Here is a 15,476-nt window from a genome sequence, read left to right as displayed (position 1 = left end):
GCATCGCGTCGATGAAGCTCTTGCCCAGCGCGGCCTGGATGCCGGTCATGGGCATCGCGTCGATGAAGCTCTTGCCCAGCGCGGCCTGGATGCCGGTCATGGGCATCGCGTCGATGAAGCTCTTGCCCAGCGCGGCCTGGATGCCGGTCATGGGCATCGCGTCGATGAAGCTCTTGCCCAGCGCGGCCTGGATGCCGGTCATGGGCATCGCGTCGATGAAGCCATCGCTCGCCGGCTCAGGCTGCGGTTTCCCAAGCTGAGCCGACCGGGCCGGATCGCAAAAAGCCTTCCGCGTAACCCTGCGCTGAACTCGGCGAGGATGACCACGGCCACGGCCACGGCGGACAGGATTTGCCACGCTCCACACCGTATCCCGCTGGTGCGACAGCTCGTGATCAGCGTCGCCCCACCGGGGCCGGAGTCCTTGGAGGTGACATCAAGATCAGGCCGTATCCAGGCCGTCTGAGGTGAACCAGCAGTGACTACCAATGACCGTCTATGACCGTTCAAGCCCAGGTCACGGGGCGGATCATCCCATTCGATCGACTACGTCCATCGCTGGCATCAATACAACGCCAAGTGATGACCGCACATTCGGCGCTCGCCGCTGATGAGGCCATTAGCTAATGTGCTGGCATGACGGGCATGTCAAGTGGGCGGACCGGTGTCAGGCACCGCAAGCTGAAGCACTGCCTAACCCACCCCGAGCATCAGTTCTTCTGGGCCCCAGCGCTCGGCTCATGCCCGTACTGCTCCCTCGGTGATGCGCAGCGTTCGCGAAGCTCGTTCGACGAAGCCGTTCCCTGTCCGTCAGGCTGTTGCCCGACCACTTCGGCTACCCAGGCTGCTGGTTCGTGATGTACACGCCCTTGCCTTGCCGGCCGTCGATCAGCCCTTCGGCTTTCAGGATGAGCATGGCGGCGCGGATGACGGTGTTGCTCACGTCGTAGTGCTCGCACAGGGCGGCGAAGGACGGCAGCTTGTCGCCCGGCTTCAACTGGCCGGAACGAACCTGCTCGCGGATATCCCGCGCGACCTGTAGGTAGGCGGCTTCAGACATAGGTGGTGCTCCCAGCTTGGCGGCTGGTGCAAGCAGATCACACCCCGGGTGCGACTTACAACGCTATGCGCGTTGACTGTTGACCCTGCGCACATTGCGTCTTAAGTTGCTTCTGGGGCTACCCAGCTTGGCGGCCGGGGGTCCTGCCGTGGGTGCCCGCTTCCCGACGTGGGTGCCCACGGCTTTACCCGGCGTCGGCGGGAGGCGTGATGACCAGGCCGAACAGATCAGCCTCTTGGGACGGGGAGGGTGCTGTGGCCCGTCGGGAGGTTGGCAATCGCTGGCGATCCACCCGCGATCAGGTTGGCGGTCGACCGCACGTGCCCTACGACGCGTACCTCTTGGCCGTAGCGCTGACTCTGGCTCGCCGTCATCGGCCGGTCTGGTCCTGGCGGTACTGGCGGCGCATCTGCCGCTGCGGAGGCGATCTGCCATGCCGAAGCCGCCACCGCATCCCGATCAACCGCGGCCACTGGCCCAGCCAGGACGGCCCGCAATGACCACCCACCACCCAATCAAGCCGGCCTGGACGTGCGGCGGCTGTGCGGGGGAGTGGCCATGCCAGACCCGGCGCCAAGAGCTGCGAGCCGAGTACGACCGCGCCCCGGTGTCACTGGCCCTCTACCTGGCCGCCCAACTCGTCGACGCCGCCCAGGACCTGGTCCACGTTCCCGCCGGACACCTGCACTACCGGTTTCTCGGCTGGACCCGATGAGCATCCTGCGACCCGGTGACGAGAAGTTCCACTACAGCGACGGCTCCCACAAGTGGATCCCGCCGGACCCGGACTACGACCAGGAGGTCTGGGACGAGCAAATCCGCCAGCACAAGCACGGCCACCTGAGGAACGAGCGTCCGAAGGTCCGCATCCAACGCCTCGTCTGACGCCAGCAGTACAGCAGCGAAGTACAGCAACCGTGCCAGCAGAACCAGCCCGAGAGGCGCGCCAGCAGCCCGTCTGACCTCGCATCAAGCCCGACCCGGCCGACTCGCCGAGAGTTCACACCGAAGAGGTCGCTGGTTCGATACCAGCATCGCCCACTCTCAGTCGGGCTGTCTTCATGCCCGCGCCACGCCCAACGCCAAAGCCAAGTGACGTTGGAGTACCAATCCGCGTCGAGGTGCTCGGGCCCACAGGCCGCCTACCGACTTGCTCGACGGGCACCGCCCACCCGCGCCACCACGATCGCCGGCAGCCTGACCTGGTGTCCCACGGGCAACAGGTAGAGCAGCAGCGCCCCACTCATCGCGAGACCGAAGGTGACCAGCTCCAGGACGACCGCGATACCGACATGGAACACCAGCCCGGCGACCAGGAGGACGCGGCGCAGCTCGGAAGGCATCAGCCGGGCCAGGGCCAGGGCGAACTCCAGTGCGAGCACCGACCAGGTGAACACCGTCACCCCGACCGCGGAACTGGTGACCGCCTCGGCCAGTGGACGGACGAAATCAGGCGACTCGTACCCGGGCGTGCGTAGCCAGTAGAACATCGCCGTGCCGTCGGCCCATTCGGTGACGCCAAGCTTGGCGATGCAGGCGTGCAGGTACACGACGGCGACCTGGAGCCAGACGAGGACCAGGGCGGCGTACGCGACCACCCGGCCGGCGCCGATCGCGGCGCCGGCCGGAGGTGGTTGCCAGTGCCACCGCCGGGGGTCGGTGAGGGCAATCGGGAGCAGCAGGAGACTCAGGGCGGCGGTGATGTGGTCACCGCCGTCCAACGCGGACAGGTTCGCGATCACGCTCCACGAGATGTACCAGTGCGGCAGTGCTGTCCACCGAGGCCGCCAGCCACTGGCCACGACGACCAGCACCGTGATGGCGATCCACGCGGCGAGCTGCCCCTGCCTGGCGGGTAGGACGCACCAGATGCCGGCGGCGGCCGGCCCGGTGCAGCCCTCGGCGCTGTCCATCGACAGCAGGACCGCCGGCGGGTTGACCAGGAGGGTCGCGCAGGTGCCGGTGGCCAGCAGGGTACGGGTCAGTCCGAACCCACTTGACCAGGGCGCGACGGCCAGGGCGGGTCGGCAGCGCCGGCCGAGCCGGGCCAGCCACCGGTCTAGCAGGTCACCGTGAGCCGGGCCACCCGGGACGGGAGCACGGTCGGCAGGTCGTTCCAGGCCCATGGCAGTACCTCCTGAAGGACGATCCCGATGTCGCCGCAAAGCGTGCGTACGGTGGCGGTGTTGGTCACCGCCGTGGCCCGGGCGGCGGCCAGGCAGGTGGAGGGTTCCCCGTCACACCGGGTCCACGAGGTTCCGTCGAGTCGACGGGTCAGCAGCGAGATCTCGGCGCTGCGGGCACGGTCCCGCTTGTCCAGGCCGGCCGGGCCGCGGCTGCTGCTCGAGGCGGGCCGCCACCGGCCGTCCCGGTCCGTCGTGTAGGCCACCGGGCTGGGCCGGCGGGGGTCGCGGGTGAAGAACGCCCAGCCTTCCGGTACGAGTGCGCGGGCCACCGTCCGGCCGGGCGGGGCCGGCATCGCAGCCACCGGCAGCACCGCCCTGGTGAGGTAGCCCACGAGGAGCATGGCGACCACCGCGATCCCGGCGATCCACCGGCCCAACCGGGTGTCGTCCACCGTCGACTACCCGGCTCGCAGGTCGCGGGCGATGGTCGCGATGAACTGGTCCTGCACCAGTTTGGCCCGTGGCGCTGGGTTGCCGGCCATGTCCCAGGACCAGTCGGCGAAGCCACCGGCGAAGACGGCCCGGATGGTGCCGACCTCCAGCGGCGTGCGGTTGTTGTTGTCCATGTCGATGTAGGAGTCTGCCCGGACGACCTCGTACGCGTTCTCCAACAGGGCGTCGTTGACCAGGAGCACGGCGGAGTCCACGGTCTCCTTGCCGAATGTCCGGTTGAACACCTCGCGGGCCAGTGCGACGAGGGTGACGAGCCCGTCGCGCACCACGACCGGGTTGCCGCTCTGTACCCGTTGCCCGATCATCACGTCGGACCAGGTGCCCCGGCGGGTCAGCTCGGCGTTGAGCGCGCTCTGGGCGTACCGCAGCGCCGATGTCCACCGGGTCGGCGGGCGCTGCAGGTAGACCAGTCGGAAGGCAGCCGGCCCGTCGTTGAACAGGATCGCGTCGGAGAGTTCCGTGGCCCGGTGTCGCGGCGGTGGGCCCGGCCAGCCGGGGTCGGCCTGGCCGCGCGCCCCGAAGCCGAGGGAGACCGTTGCCAGGGCCAGCACGAGCAGGCCGAACCAGATCTTGCGATGCATCATGACTTCCTCCCGCACAGCAGTGACTCTTCCGGAGCACCCTGCGCCCGGCCGTCCCCGATCGATCCCCGGCTCGTCCCCGGCGGCGCCGAAACACCACGGAACAGAGCCATCGACGTCTAGCTATGCAATAGCTCGCAGCGGTGGGAAAATCCGCGGTGGCGGGGCTCATTCGGCGGTCCCACGCGGTTCACGGAGAACAGCTCGTGCGGCGCGGACGAGGGCGGGAGGTACGTGAGGTTCGAGGCGCTGGGCCCGCTCCGAGTACGACTCGACGGTGGCCAGATCTCCCTGGGCGCAGCACGGGAGCAACGGATCCTGGCCGCCCTGTTGCTCGACGCGAACAAAGTGGTGCCGATGTCGCGGCTGGTCGACGTGATCTGGGACGAGCATCCGCCCACCAGCTCGGTCAAGGTGGTCCGCAACTGTGTGTCGACCTTGCGGAGGCAGTTGGCGCGGGCTGGCGAGATCGTCACCGACTCCGGCGGTTACCTGCTTCGCGTCCCGGACGACGAGATCGACCTGCGGGTCTTCGTCGAGCGCGCACGGCAGGGTCGCCGGCTCGCTGCGGTCGGTGACCTGACCGGCGCGGTCGTCCACCTGCGGGAGGCGCTGGCGCTGTGGCGCGGGTCCGCCTTCACCGGAGTGACCGGCCGGCTGGTCGAGGCGGCGGCGGCCCAGCTCAACGACCAACGCCGCAGCCTCCAGGAAGAACGCCTGTCGCTTGAACTCACGCTGGGCGGCGGAGCCGAACTCGTGGACGAGATCGCCGACCTGGTCGCGGCGGAACCACTGCGCGAACGGGCCCACGGGCAGCTCATGCTCGCCCTGTACCGGGCAGGCCGCCGGACCGAGGCGCTCCGGACGTATCACCAGGTACGCCGACTGCTGGTGGGTGAACTAGGGATCGAGCCGGGACCGGAACTGACCGAGCTGCACCGGGCAATCCTCAACGCCGACCCGCGACTGGCACCGGTCACGGCGCCCGCGGCAATCTCCCGGCCGGAGCCCAGCCAGCCGCAGGCATCGACCACGACCAAGCCGGTTCCGGCGCAGCTACCCGCGTCGCCGTACGCCTTCACCGGACGCACCGCCGAGCTTGACGAGTTGTCCGGGCTGCTGGACGCCGGGGCTCGGACCCGCACGGCCATGGTGGCAGTCCTCTCCGGCATCGCGGGGGTGGGGAAGACGGCCCTGGCGGTCCACTTCGCCCGCCTCGTGGCCGACCGGTTTCCGGACGGCCACCTTCACGTCGATCTGCGCGGCTTCCATCCGACCGGTCCGCCGCTCGACCCCGGTGAGGCGGTTCGTGGCTTCCTGGACGCGTTCGAGGTGCCGGCACAGCACCTGCCCGAGGGGCTCGCCGCCCAGTCGGCGTTGCTGCGCACGCTGCTGGCCGGTCGTCGGGTCCTGCTGGTGCTGGACAACGCCCGCGACAGCGAGCACGTCCGCCCGCTGCTGCCGGGTGGACCCGGCTGCCTCACCCTGGTCACCAGCCGCAGCAGGCTGACCGGCCTGGTGATGACCGAGGGGGCCCATCCGATCACCGTCGACCCGCTGCCGCTCGGCGACGCGCACAGTATGTTGATCCGCCGCCTCGGAGCGACCCGGCTCACCGCCGAGCCGGCAGCCGTCGCGACGATCGCGGCCCGGTCGGCGGGGCTACCTCTGGCGCTGGCCATCGTTGCGTCCCGGCTGGTCGACCACCCCCGCTTCTCGCTGCGGGCCATCGCCGAGGAACTGGACCTGGCCCACGGAGGTCTGGAGGGGTTCACCGACGCCGAAACCGACGTCCGCTCGGTCTTCTCCTGGTCGTACCGCGCCCTGAGCGGTCCGGCCGCGCGCCTGTTCCGACTGCTCGGCATCCATCCCGGCCCGGATCTGGGTGTGGTCGCCGCGGCCAGCCTCGCCGGTGTTCCACCCGCGCGGGTACGCCCGCTGTTGGCTGAGCTCGCGCACGCGCACATGGTCACCGAGCACACGCCCGGCAGGTACACGATGCACGATCTGCTCCGCGCGTACGCCATGGAGCGGACGGACGTCGAGGAGGACGGCGCCGACCGGCTCGCGGTGACCAACCGGATGTTCGACCACTACCTGGCCGGCGCCCACCTCGCCGACCTGCGACTGCATCCGCATCGGGATCCGATCCGGCTACCACCGGCGGTGGCGGGCGTGACCGTGGCGGCCATCGGCGACCGCGAGGTCGCCCGGACCTGGTTCAGCCAGGAGTACCCGGTGCTGCTCGATCTTCTGCGACGGGCCGGCGGCGACGGGTACGACGTCCACGCGTGGCAGCTCGGCTGGGCCCTGACCACGTTCCTGGACCGGTGTGGCCGCTGGCATGACCAGGCAATCGTTCAACAGCTCGCGCTGGAGGCCGCCTGCCGGGTCGGGGACCGGGACGGGCAGGCCCGCGCACACCGCAACATCTCCATCGCGCATCTGCGTCGGGGTCTGCACGGCGAGGCCCGCGACCACCTGTGGCACGCGGTGCGGCTCTACCGCGGGCTCGGCGACCAGGTCGGGCAGGCCCGCACCCTGCTCAACCTGGGTACGGTCGCCGAGCATCGCGGTCAGCCCCGGCTCGCCCTGCGCTACGCCGAACTGGCGCATCGGCTGTTCCGGGCGGCCGGGCACCGAGCCGGGCAGGCGAACGCCCTGAACAACGCGGGTTGGTACCACAGCCAGCTCGGTGACCACGAGCTTGCGTTACACCACTGCCAGCGGGCGCTGCTGCTGCAACAGGAGGCCGGTGACCGCTACTGGCAGGCTCACACCTGGGACAGCCTCGGGTGCGTGCACCACCATCTGGGCCAGTATCCCGAGGCCACCGAGTGCTACCGACAGGCTTTGTCGCTCTGGCGCGAGGCGGGCGAACGCTACTACGAGTCAACCACGCTGACGCACCTCGGCGACACCCATCTCGCTGTGGGCGAACGGTCGGCGGCGCGTGGGGTGTGGCGGGAAGCGCTGGACATCATCGTGGAGTTGGGCCAGGACGCCGACCGCATTCTGGAGAAGATCCGTACGGTGACGACTGGGTGAGGCTGGCCAGGACGCGTTGTCTGCGGCGGTCGTCTGGCCGCTGGCCCCCGTTCCCACCCGCGCCCTGACCTTGGAAATGCCGAAGCCGAGCAGGACGGCGGCCTCGGCGGGGGAGTGCCAGCGGGGGCGGAGGTCGACACGGTGCAGGGTTCGAGGGGCCCGATCTACGCTTTGGCCGTCAGTTCGAGGTCCGGATCTGCTCCAGGCGCGTCAGTGGTTCCTGGAGGTACTCCATGAGCTCCCACAGCGCGTCCTTCTCCGCCGTGGTGATCACAACGTCCTCCTCCCACAGGGCGCCGATGAGCGTCGTGATCGCGTGGTCCCAGGCGCCGGCGCCTCTGGCCCTCAGGACCATCGACCGGTACTTCGGGCTGATCTTGGGTGCGACCTGGTCGATGATCCGAGGGCTGAGCCGGATGTAATCGTTGACTTCCATGGGTCTCCCGTGGGTGGGGTGGTCAGGCCGGCGGGTTGGTTCTGACGCCCTCGCCGCTGATGGGGTGGCCGCCGGAGATGCTGCCGTCCTTGTCCAGGATAACGACGCAGGTGATGCCGTCGCGGGTGCCGGTGACGACCCAGCCGTCGCCGCCGGGACGCGCCTCCGGGCGGCTGTCGGGGTTGGTGGCGATGCTCTTGAACCAGCCCTCGACCTGCTCCTTGGTGGTGCCGGGCGGGAAGAGCGTCTTGCCGGGCTCGGTGGACGAGGGCTTGTGGTCGCCATTACCCCTCCCGTCGCCGTCCCAGATCTTGTCCATCGCCCCGTGGCCCATCTGACCGAAGCGGTCCATGTCGTACTTGGCGTCGGTGAACTCGGGGTCGTCCCAGGGGTTGGTCCTTTTGGGTACCTCGGGCTCGGATGTGTCGGCGTCCTTCGGGCGGCCCTCCTCGGCGCGCTTGATGCCGTGCTGCTGGGCTGGTCCCACGCGCTTGGGCATCATTGCCGGGTTGAACTTGGGACGCTTGGGGCCATCGTCGCCACCGCCGTGCGGTGGGGTGGGGCCCGAGGGGCGCTTGTGGAGGCCCGCCACGGCGAACAGGACCACCAGGACGGCGGTGGTCCGCAGAGCCGCCATGAGTTGTCGCATCGTGGGCCGCCTAGACGTCGAGGAGTGCGCGAAGGGCGGAGAGGCTGCTGATCAGGCCCATCAACCAGCCGAAGATGCGGCCGGTCCAGCGGACGACGGCGACCGCGAGCTGGGAGGCGACCAGCGGTGTGGCGAAGCCGACAGAGAAGACCACCTCGGCCAGCCACACCACGACCTTGGCGATGCAGTCGGCGATGAAGGCGCGCACCACCTCCCGCACCGTCTGCACCAGGACCCCCGCGCCACGGGTCGCGGCACCCATGCCGGCGGCCGTGCCCGCGAAGATCCCGGCGACGTCGATGTTGATGGTCAGGATGTCGCGGTAGGCGTCGGCGGCCGTGCCCTGCCATCCGTCGAGGTCGCCAACCAGCCGCGCCTTGAGGTCCTCGGCGATGGAGAACAACTCACTGGCCATGTTGTCCCAGGTCAAGGCGTGCGTCTCGATGGTCTCGGGGTCGCCGGCCAGCCAGTCGAGTGCCTGCTTCAGTGGCTCGACCTGCTCGATGGCCCACTCGATGCCCATCGACAGGAGCGTGCTGAACGGGTCGATGACGATGGACGCCCCGTCGAGAGCGGCGCCCAAGCCCGCGACTGAACCGTCGATCCAGCTGCCGGAGTCGATGGCGTCCTTGATGCCCATGTAGTCGTCGGCGAGCGGCAGGCCGGTCCAGCCGTCGCGGTGCGCGGCGCTTGTCGAAGCGATGTCGGAGGTCGTGGCGACCAGTGGGTTGCTCATGAGAGGGCGCCGGGCCGGCTCAGGTCGCGGAGTGGAAGGAGTTGAAGCCGTCGGTGTTCGAGTCCTCGGCCCGCTCGTAGGCGTCGGCGTTCTTCTTGATTCCCGCGGCGAGCAGCGCGATGTTCTCGGCGAGCATCCCCACGCCCTTGTCCTGGTCCCGGTGGCGTCCCTCCAGGATGGGCGGTAAGAACTGGCAGAGCTGCCCGTACGCATCATCGGCCTGGAAGATGGTGCCGCTCGCGGCCATGACGGCGGCAAAGCGGTCGTGAATGGCCGACATGGCTGTGGCGTGCGCGCGCAGCGCCTCGACGTCGACCTCGAACCCCCCGTGCATCAGTAACGCCCCTCTTCGTCCTCGGTGTCGACGGTCCGGAATCCGGCCAGCAGGGCCCGGCCGGTCGCCGAGTCGGCGCCGACCGTCTCCCGCACGACCTCGGCGGCGGCCTCGGCGAGCTTGACCCGCGCGTTGCGGTAGGCGCCCATGATCGCCTGCTGCGTCTGCTCCAGGCTCACGCGCTGCACCCGCGCGGAGAGCCGGACGTCGGCCATCGCCCCCGTGGAGTCGACGGTGACCTCGACGATCCCGTGGGCGTCGCTGGCCGTGACCCGCAGAGCGCTCAAGCCGGCAGCGGCGGCCTGCGTGTCGGCGGCCCGGCGCACGGCATTGGCCTGCCATGCCTCCAGGCGCTCCCGCGCATCCTCGGCGTCCAACAGCGGATTGGCCATCGCGCCTCCGTTTCCGTTGCCGAGCAGGGGAATTTAGAGACGTCAGTGTAGCCACGGCCTGCCACACCATGTTGCCGAGCGAATGCGGCGTGATCTGGTCAAGCTGGATCTCGGAGCGGTCAACGACGGCACCACCGCTGGTAAAGCGGCAGCTCTTCGTTCCGCTTCGACATCTGACGTTCGTTCGCCGGGTGCTCCCGCCTCAGGCGACGGTGGCGGCGGTGAGGAAGAACGTGACCGCGTAGGTGAACCGCTGTGTGACGACGGCCTCGTCGAACTGGTCTTCGAACGCACGCGCTTCTGCGGGGTGGAGTACACCGCGTTGAGCAGCCGTCGCAGCCCAACTGCGGAGGCCGAGAACGTTGTCGACGGCGGTCGGGTTCCGGACGAGTAACGGTCGAGGTTCGACGGTGATGTCGACCAGTCCGTGTGTGGCGAGAAGGCCGGCATGTTGATGAGCCAGGGTGCCGTTGCGGAGGAGGGCATCGGCTCGGAATCGCAGCACGCGCCGGGCCAGGTTCTGGTCGGCGATGTCGAGTACCTGAGTGTCGTAGTCGGGGTCTGCGAGGACGATGCGTCCAACGGGCCGGACCACCCTGATGAGTTCCTTGATCGCGGCCGGGGGATCGGCGAGGTGTTGCAGGGTGCGATCGGCCCATGCCCCGTCGAAGGAGTTGTCGAGAAACGGCAGGTGATGGGCGTCGGCGACTGTGCATTGGGTCAAGCCGCGGGCTCGCGTGGCAGCGGCCATGGTCAGGGAAGAGTCCACGGTTGCCACACTGGCGCCGTGGTCATCTTTCAGCGTGGCTGCGCTTGCCCCGGTGCCAGCGCCAACATCGACATACCGACGGCCAGGCTCCGGGTGGAGCAACTCCCGAACCCGCTGCTGGTATGCCTGGTAGAAGGGCTCCTCGGTGAGGCGGTCCAGTACGCCGACCCACGAGTCCGGGTCTGACTGGCGATCGACGTCGGTGAACCCATGCATGACCGGCAGCCTATTTCGGCGATTGGGGCGGCGCGGCGCTCTTCTCGCACCTCGCCTGCCACGGCCGCGCTGGTGCTCCAACGAGCGTCAGAGACGCACCCGGCGCCGACAGGTCAAACCCGCAGCGACCTTTCCCGCCGGTTCGGTACATACCAGAGCGGGGCGGACATGCAGGCAGCAGAGAATCGAGGGTGATGACAAGATCGATGTCTCGTCCTGATGTTGCGCCCTGGCGGCCGAGCGAACCCCTTGGAGCTTCCGTGCCGGACGGCTGGATTTACTGGCGGGTCCGGTCTGTCTCGGGTTTGGCGTGCTATTCACGTTACAAGCGATACGGCGCCTGCGGGCAGAACGACGCTCTGGCCGGCAGCCGCTTCCCAGAGAAGTTCTCTGCGGGGGCGAGTTGCTGTGGGAGGGCCTTGCTGCGGCCCTTCTCGGGACCGTCAACATGCTCGGAAAGCCCTGGACTCTTCTGGCGATTCCAGCCGTGGTCGTGCTTGTGGTCATCGGGGTGCGCATCTTCCTGCGCCTGATTCAGGACCGGCTACGCCGGTGACGAGAAGTTCCACTATAGCGACGGCCCGGTGCGGCGACGCGGTAGGCGGTTGTTCGGCGTTGTGCGGGATTGATTGATTGCCGCCACCATCAGCGGCGATCAACTTCTCTGTTCCGTAGAAGTGGACGGCGGGACGGCTCTCAACCAACCTCGTCCCAGAGGAGTGGAAGTCATGATGCTGCGCAAGGCGTTCGGAGCGCTGCTGGCGTTGCTGACCTTCGGCACGGTCCTGGTCGTCACGGCGGCCCCGTCGCAGGCGGCGGTGGCCTGCTCGGGCACGGTCACCTACAGCTACGCGTACCCGCCGAGCAAGCCCGTTGCCGAGCTGGTCATCTACTACAACAGCACCAACGGGGGCACGAACAGCGCCTGCATGTACCACCGCGGCGCGGCGTACGGCTCCTCGGCGCGGACCTCCGTGCAGATCGCCCGGTGCGCGGAGACCTCCGGCACCGGCTCGTGCACCGCCACCGCGGTCTCCACCAAGGACAACGCCGACTACCTGTACTACGCCGGGCCGCGCGGAGTGACCGGCACGGCGAACAACTGCGTCGACGCGTACGGCGAGATGGACTGGGCCGGCACCACCTACTGGATCCACTCCGGTCGCCAGGGCTGTTGAGTTCGGTGACGCCTGACCGGTGGTCCGGTGGGATCCGTCCCGCCGGGCCACCGGCGGTGGCCGTCCGCGTACGCCCCCATCAGGGGTAGAGGCAGGCGGTACGGCGGGCCGCGAGCCGCTGGTCGGCGGCGAGCGGCAGGGCCTCGGCGGTGCTGGAGCCGTCGGGGCGGGCCGCCCGCACATCGAGTACGTCGGTCGGCGCGCCACCGCCGAGACAGGCGACAGCGGCCACCGGGATCTCGGCAGTGGACCCGGGTTGCACCGACGGGCGGTCGAGCTTCCAGACGAGGTCGAACGGCGGGGCGGCCATCCCGGTCATTCCGATCTGGTGCCAGCGGCGCTCGGCCGGCAGCGCGGGGTCGTCCGCGTAGTAGGCGGCAAAGCCGACGATCTCCAGGTGCGTGCCGGTCGCGCTCAGCCACCACCCACCCGGGCCGGTCACATCGGGGGCGATCGCGAGGGCGATCGCGGCCGGCCCGGGTCGGTCGCCTCGGCAGCGGGACGGTTCCAGGCCCGTGGGCGGGTTGCCGTGCACCACACCGGAGGCGATCAGCCCACCGTCGGCGAGGGTGAACCAGCGGATGTCGGGGGTCTGGGAGGTGGAGTCGGTGATCCGCTCACCCAGGCAGTAGCCGGTGAGCCCGACCACGCAGCCGGGCGGAATGGTGTAGAGGATGCCCTGGTCGCGGCGGGGCTCGCTCCGGACGTGCACGCCACCGCCGTACGTGACGGCGGTGAAGGCGGCGTCCGTGGTGGTCGCCGGGCAGGCTGTGGTGGTCGTCGTGCCGGCGGCCGCCGTCGCCCCGCTGGCAGGCCACCTCAGCTGGGTCATCGGCACCACAGCGGCGGTACCGGCGAGGCCGGCGACCGCCACCGCCGCCACCGCCAGTCGCCGTCGGAGTTTCCGGTGCCGCGGAGGGCTCGCGGGCCGGTCGTGGGCCGGTCCGGCTACGCCGCCGGTTGGCTCACCAGTGGCCGGGGCGGGTGGATCTCCGGCAGTCACAGCGGACGGTGACTCCGCGAGGGGTGTGGCGAGCGGTTCGGCCTGCGTCGGGTCGGGTGTTTCTGCTCTCGCCGGGTCGGCTGGTGCGCTGGCCGAACTGGTGGGCCGCAGCTCCTCGGCCAGTTCGAGCCAACGTTGCCTCCACTGGGCGGTGTCCCCACCGCAGGCCCCAACGTACGCGAGCAGCACGTCAAGACTGGGTTGCCGGATTCCGCTGGCAGCGGCGGAGAGGGTCGAGGCGCTGTAGCCGGCGACCTCGGCCAATCGCCGGTAGGTGGGGTTGCCCGCTTCGACACGTAACTTCCGTAGCTCATGGGCGAAGGACGACAACGGTCCAGCCGTCGGATCTACGGGCCGCTCGTGCCGAGCCATGCCGCTCCCTTGTCCCGGTAGCGCCCTGGAGCGGGGTGCCGCAGCACAGGGCTCAAGTTTCCTGGTAAGTCCTCCAAAGTAGAGAAATTATATTGATTTGCCTGGACTGGCAGACGACGGCTACCAGTGTGCGGGGATGGCGTGGGACCGGCGGTGCGCGCTCCGCCGTGGAACGTCTCCGGGTGCGGCCCGACAGGCAGGTCCCGCTCCAGCAAGCTGCAACATCCTCCATCGCGGGTGCGTCTTTTGTCCGTAAGCGCGGCGGCAACGTGGTACGACTGCTTCAGCGACTAGCCGACGAAGCGAGCGGGCCGGGTGACGAGTAACAGAGTGGCCAACCTGCTGCGCAGGCGGGAGAGTCCGCAGCGGCCGACTTTCCTGGAACTGTTCTTCGATCTCGTCTATGTCTTCGCGCTCACCCGGATTGTGCACGAGTTGGTGTTGGACTACACCAGGGGTCACGTCGCCGAGCGGTTGACCACCTCCCTCGCGGAGAACGGCGAGACTCTGCTGCTGCTTCTGGCCCTCTGGTGGATCTGGACCCAGACGGCATGGGTGACCAGCAGATTCGATCCGTTCCAGCCGCCGATCCAGTTCGTTGTCGTCGCGACGATGTACGGAAGCCTGCTCATGGCGGTCGCGATTTCGGGGGCTCTCGCCGACACCGGCATGCTCTTCGCGAGCACCTACGTCGCGATTCAGGTGGGCCGCACCCTCTTCTTCGTGGGCATCGTGCGCGGTCACAATCTGCGCCGCGTCAATATGTTGGCGCTCATCTGGTTCAGTGCTTCGGCCGTACCGTGGCTCGCCGGAGCCTTCGCCCCCGAGCTGACGCGCAACTCGCTGTGGACGGTGGCCCTGGCGATCGACTACCTGGGGGCCAGGCTCGGCTGGCCGATACCAGGGCTGGGCCGCTCGCGGGTGTCCCCGTGGGCCGTCGCGGGCGAGCACCTGGCCGAACGCTACTGGCAGCTTGTCATTGTCGCGCTTGGCGAGACGATCCTGACCTCCGGGTCGAGTCTTCTCCGCGGCCCGATCGTGCCTGAACGAACGATGGCCCTTACCTTGTCGTTCCTCACCACGGTGTTGCTGTGGCGGATCTACTTCTACCGAGCCGGCCAGATCCTGGGCGAGGCCATCGCGGCATCCGCCGACCCGGGCCGGCTCGGTCGGTTGGCCGAGCTCGCGCACCTGCTCATGGTGTCCGGCATCCTCGCCACCTCAGCCGGCTCCGAACTCGTCCTCATCGACCCATCCGGAGACGCCAAACCCGCCTGGGTCGGAGCCATCCTCGGAGGGCCTGCGCTCTACCTCGCCGGGCGCTCAGTATTCGAGTACGTGGCCTTCGCCCGAGTGTCCTGGCCGCGGCCGATCGGGATCCTCGTCCTCGCGGCCATGGCACCGATCATGGTCGGCCTACCGCCCCTCGGGGTCGCCGCAGCAGCAGCCGCCGTCCTGCTCGGCATTGCCGTCTCCGACACGACCCGAGCCCATGGACGTCCACTGGAGGAGGCCTCGCCGCCACGCTGACGCGTACCCGGCACCCATTGAACGAGGTCGACTCGCCGGGCAACCAGGGAGACGGCGACCACGGGCCTACACGCCCAGGCCTCCCACCACTGTTACCTCTTGGCTGGTGAACTCGCCCGTGAGCATCGGCATGGCCTTGCCGATCGCCGCCCTGGTCTCGGGGAGCTGCAACGAGGCGTCGTGCTTCTCCTTGCTCTGCCACACCTCACTCACCCAGATCGTGACGTCGTCGGTGTCCGAGACGCTCACGACGTACAGGTCGCATCCGACCGAGCGCAGGCCATCAGCGCCGCTCAGCAGGATGTCCACGACGTCATCCCGGCAACCCGGCTTGGCTTTCATCGATGCGATGTAGCCGTACGACACAGCAACTCCCTGAAGCGGCGGCAAGGTGATCGGGTTCATGCGACGAGCGCAGAAAGCGCCTCGCAACGGAAGCGATTTCTGCGGCCTCGAGCATACTGATCTGTCGCTGACCGATGTGGCTACGTGAGCCGGCGCTGGTGCAAAACCAAAGATGGGCCGACAGCTCC

Annotated in this window: 18 protein-coding genes; 5 read left to right on the top strand and 13 right to left on the bottom strand. The window is 68.9% G+C overall.

What is annotated here, in order from left to right; translation table 11 throughout:
• On the bottom strand, positions 1-202 hold a 202-nt coding region (locus QCZ28_RS32670), incomplete at its 3' end, for a hypothetical protein (protein WP_279520234.1).
• Between the two features lie 633 nt (positions 203-835).
• On the bottom strand, positions 836-1,060 hold the full coding sequence (locus QCZ28_RS32665) for a winged helix-turn-helix domain-containing protein (RefSeq protein WP_279520233.1): 225 nt from the start codon (positions 1,058-1,060) through the stop codon (positions 836-838).
• Positions 1,061-1,556: 496 nt separating this feature from the next.
• Here QCZ28_RS32665 and QCZ28_RS34590 point away from each other — a divergent pair, with 496 nt between their 5' ends.
• Together QCZ28_RS34590 and QCZ28_RS32660 are read left to right on the top strand one after the other, a co-directional pair.
• Positions 1,557-1,775, top strand: coding sequence for a flavin reductase (locus QCZ28_RS34590; RefSeq protein WP_347815146.1), 219 nt, complete (start codon positions 1,557-1,559; stop codon positions 1,773-1,775).
• Complete coding sequence (locus QCZ28_RS32660; protein ID WP_210865706.1) at positions 1,772-1,945, top strand: hypothetical protein; 174 nt, start codon at positions 1,772-1,774, stop codon at positions 1,943-1,945. Before QCZ28_RS34590 ends, QCZ28_RS32660 begins: the two co-directional genes overlap by 4 nt.
• A gap of 257 nt (positions 1,946-2,202) precedes the next feature.
• Here QCZ28_RS32660 and QCZ28_RS32655 read toward each other — a convergent pair whose 3' ends face one another.
• Genes QCZ28_RS32655 through QCZ28_RS32645 form a run of 3 tightly spaced genes read right to left on the bottom strand, consistent with a single transcriptional unit; the run spans position 2,203 to position 4,283 of the window.
• Positions 2,203-3,186 (bottom strand): sporulation-delaying protein SdpB family protein, encoded by a 984-nt coding sequence (locus tag QCZ28_RS32655; protein WP_279520232.1) that lies wholly within the window; start codon positions 3,184-3,186, stop codon positions 2,203-2,205.
• The gene (locus QCZ28_RS32650) at positions 3,120-3,638 is read right to left on the bottom strand and encodes an SdpA family antimicrobial peptide system protein (protein ID WP_279520231.1); all 519 of its coding nucleotides are present in this window, start codon (positions 3,636-3,638) and stop codon (positions 3,120-3,122) included. Before QCZ28_RS32650 ends, QCZ28_RS32655 begins: the two co-directional genes overlap by 67 nt.
• Positions 3,639-3,644: 6 nt before the next feature.
• Complete coding sequence (locus QCZ28_RS32645) at positions 3,645-4,283, bottom strand: hypothetical protein (protein ID WP_130399913.1); 639 nt, start codon at positions 4,281-4,283, stop codon at positions 3,645-3,647.
• Between the two features lie 231 nt (positions 4,284-4,514).
• Between QCZ28_RS32645 and QCZ28_RS32640 the strand changes: the two genes are divergently transcribed.
• Complete coding sequence (locus QCZ28_RS32640) at positions 4,515-7,328, top strand: BTAD domain-containing putative transcriptional regulator (RefSeq protein WP_279520230.1); 2,814 nt, start codon at positions 4,515-4,517, stop codon at positions 7,326-7,328.
• A 178-nt stretch (positions 7,329-7,506) separates the two neighbouring features.
• Here the strand turns inward: QCZ28_RS32640 and QCZ28_RS32635 are convergent, their stop codons facing one another.
• From QCZ28_RS32635 to QCZ28_RS32610, 6 genes are all read right to left on the bottom strand, one after another.
• Positions 7,507-7,764 carry a hypothetical protein gene (locus QCZ28_RS32635; protein WP_279520229.1) on the bottom strand — a complete coding sequence of 86 codons (258 nt, stop codon included), beginning with the start codon at positions 7,762-7,764 and terminating at the stop codon, positions 7,507-7,509.
• Positions 7,765-7,786: 22 nt separating this feature from the next.
• Complete coding sequence (locus QCZ28_RS32630) at positions 7,787-8,413, bottom strand: EndoU domain-containing protein (RefSeq protein ID WP_279520228.1); 627 nt, start codon at positions 8,411-8,413, stop codon at positions 7,787-7,789.
• A 10-nt stretch (positions 8,414-8,423) separates the two neighbouring features.
• Positions 8,424-9,149: a hypothetical protein gene (locus QCZ28_RS32625; protein ID WP_279520227.1), complete on the bottom strand. Its 726-nt coding sequence runs from the start codon at positions 9,147-9,149 to the stop codon at positions 8,424-8,426.
• A 19-nt stretch (positions 9,150-9,168) separates the two neighbouring features.
• Positions 9,169-9,483 (bottom strand): type VII secretion target, encoded by a 315-nt coding sequence (locus QCZ28_RS32620; protein WP_279520226.1) that lies wholly within the window; start codon positions 9,481-9,483, stop codon positions 9,169-9,171.
• Positions 9,483-9,875, bottom strand: a complete 393-nt coding sequence (locus tag QCZ28_RS32615) for a YbaB/EbfC family nucleoid-associated protein (protein WP_279520225.1) — start codon at positions 9,873-9,875, stop codon at positions 9,483-9,485. Before QCZ28_RS32615 ends, QCZ28_RS32620 begins: the two co-directional genes overlap by 1 nt.
• Before the next feature lie 202 nt (positions 9,876-10,077).
• Positions 10,078-10,860, bottom strand: a complete 783-nt coding sequence (locus QCZ28_RS32610) for a methyltransferase domain-containing protein (protein WP_279520224.1) — start codon at positions 10,858-10,860, stop codon at positions 10,078-10,080.
• Between the two features lie 728 nt (positions 10,861-11,588).
• On the opposite strand from QCZ28_RS32610, the gene QCZ28_RS32605 reads away from it, so the two are divergent.
• Positions 11,589-12,038, top strand: a complete 450-nt coding sequence (locus tag QCZ28_RS32605) for a hypothetical protein (protein WP_279520223.1) — start codon at positions 11,589-11,591, stop codon at positions 12,036-12,038.
• A 79-nt stretch (positions 12,039-12,117) separates the two neighbouring features.
• Here the strand turns inward: QCZ28_RS32605 and QCZ28_RS32600 are convergent, their stop codons facing one another.
• Positions 12,118-13,413 (bottom strand): helix-turn-helix domain-containing protein, encoded by a 1,296-nt coding sequence (locus QCZ28_RS32600; RefSeq protein WP_279520222.1) that lies wholly within the window; start codon positions 13,411-13,413, stop codon positions 12,118-12,120.
• Positions 13,414-13,743: 330 nt separating this feature from the next.
• Between QCZ28_RS32600 and QCZ28_RS32595 the strand changes: the two genes are divergently transcribed.
• Positions 13,744-14,943 (top strand): low temperature requirement protein A, encoded by a 1,200-nt coding sequence (locus QCZ28_RS32595; RefSeq protein ID WP_279520221.1) that lies wholly within the window; start codon positions 13,744-13,746, stop codon positions 14,941-14,943.
• Between the two features lie 66 nt (positions 14,944-15,009).
• Here QCZ28_RS32595 and QCZ28_RS32590 read toward each other — a convergent pair whose 3' ends face one another.
• On the bottom strand, positions 15,010-15,348 hold the full coding sequence (locus tag QCZ28_RS32590) for an antibiotic biosynthesis monooxygenase (protein WP_279520220.1): 339 nt from the start codon (positions 15,346-15,348) through the stop codon (positions 15,010-15,012).
• Between the last annotated feature and the right edge of the window lie 128 nt (positions 15,349-15,476).

This window comes from Micromonospora sp. DH14 (assembly GCF_029809455.1).
GTDB classification, from domain to species: domain Bacteria; phylum Actinomycetota; class Actinomycetes; order Mycobacteriales; family Micromonosporaceae; genus Micromonospora; species Micromonospora parva.
Note: the sequence above shows the minus strand (reverse complement) of the source record. Positions and strands in the feature narration are given on the sequence as shown.

Coding starts and splice junctions, on each gene's coding strand:
- QCZ28_RS32665 (WP_279520233.1), bottom strand. CDS start 1,060: ATGTCTGAAGCCGCCTACCTACAGGTCGCGCGGGATATCCGCGAGCAG.
- QCZ28_RS34590 (WP_347815146.1), top strand. CDS start 1,557: ATGACCACCCACCACCCAATCAAGCCGGCCTGGACGTGCGGCGGCTGT.
- QCZ28_RS32660 (WP_210865706.1), top strand. CDS start 1,772: ATGAGCATCCTGCGACCCGGTGACGAGAAGTTCCACTACAGCGACGGC.
- QCZ28_RS32655 (WP_279520232.1), bottom strand. CDS start 3,186: ATGGGCCTGGAACGACCTGCCGACCGTGCTCCCGTCCCGGGTGGCCCG.
- QCZ28_RS32645 (WP_130399913.1), bottom strand. CDS start 4,283: ATGATGCATCGCAAGATCTGGTTCGGCCTGCTCGTGCTGGCCCTGGCA.
- QCZ28_RS32635 (WP_279520229.1), bottom strand. CDS start 7,764: ATGGAAGTCAACGATTACATCCGGCTCAGCCCTCGGATCATCGACCAG.
- QCZ28_RS32630 (WP_279520228.1), bottom strand. CDS start 8,413: ATGCGACAACTCATGGCGGCTCTGCGGACCACCGCCGTCCTGGTGGTC.
- QCZ28_RS32625 (WP_279520227.1), bottom strand. CDS start 9,149: ATGAGCAACCCACTGGTCGCCACGACCTCCGACATCGCTTCGACAAGC.
- QCZ28_RS32620 (WP_279520226.1), bottom strand. CDS start 9,483: ATGCACGGGGGGTTCGAGGTCGACGTCGAGGCGCTGCGCGCGCACGCC.
- QCZ28_RS32615 (WP_279520225.1), bottom strand. CDS start 9,875: ATGGCCAATCCGCTGTTGGACGCCGAGGATGCGCGGGAGCGCCTGGAG.
- QCZ28_RS32610 (WP_279520224.1), bottom strand. CDS start 10,860: ATGCATGGGTTCACCGACGTCGATCGCCAGTCAGACCCGGACTCGTGG.
- QCZ28_RS32605 (WP_279520223.1), top strand. CDS start 11,589: ATGATGCTGCGCAAGGCGTTCGGAGCGCTGCTGGCGTTGCTGACCTTC.
- QCZ28_RS32600 (WP_279520222.1), bottom strand. CDS start 13,413: ATGGCTCGGCACGAGCGGCCCGTAGATCCGACGGCTGGACCGTTGTCG.
- QCZ28_RS32590 (WP_279520220.1), bottom strand. CDS start 15,348: ATGAACCCGATCACCTTGCCGCCGCTTCAGGGAGTTGCTGTGTCGTAC.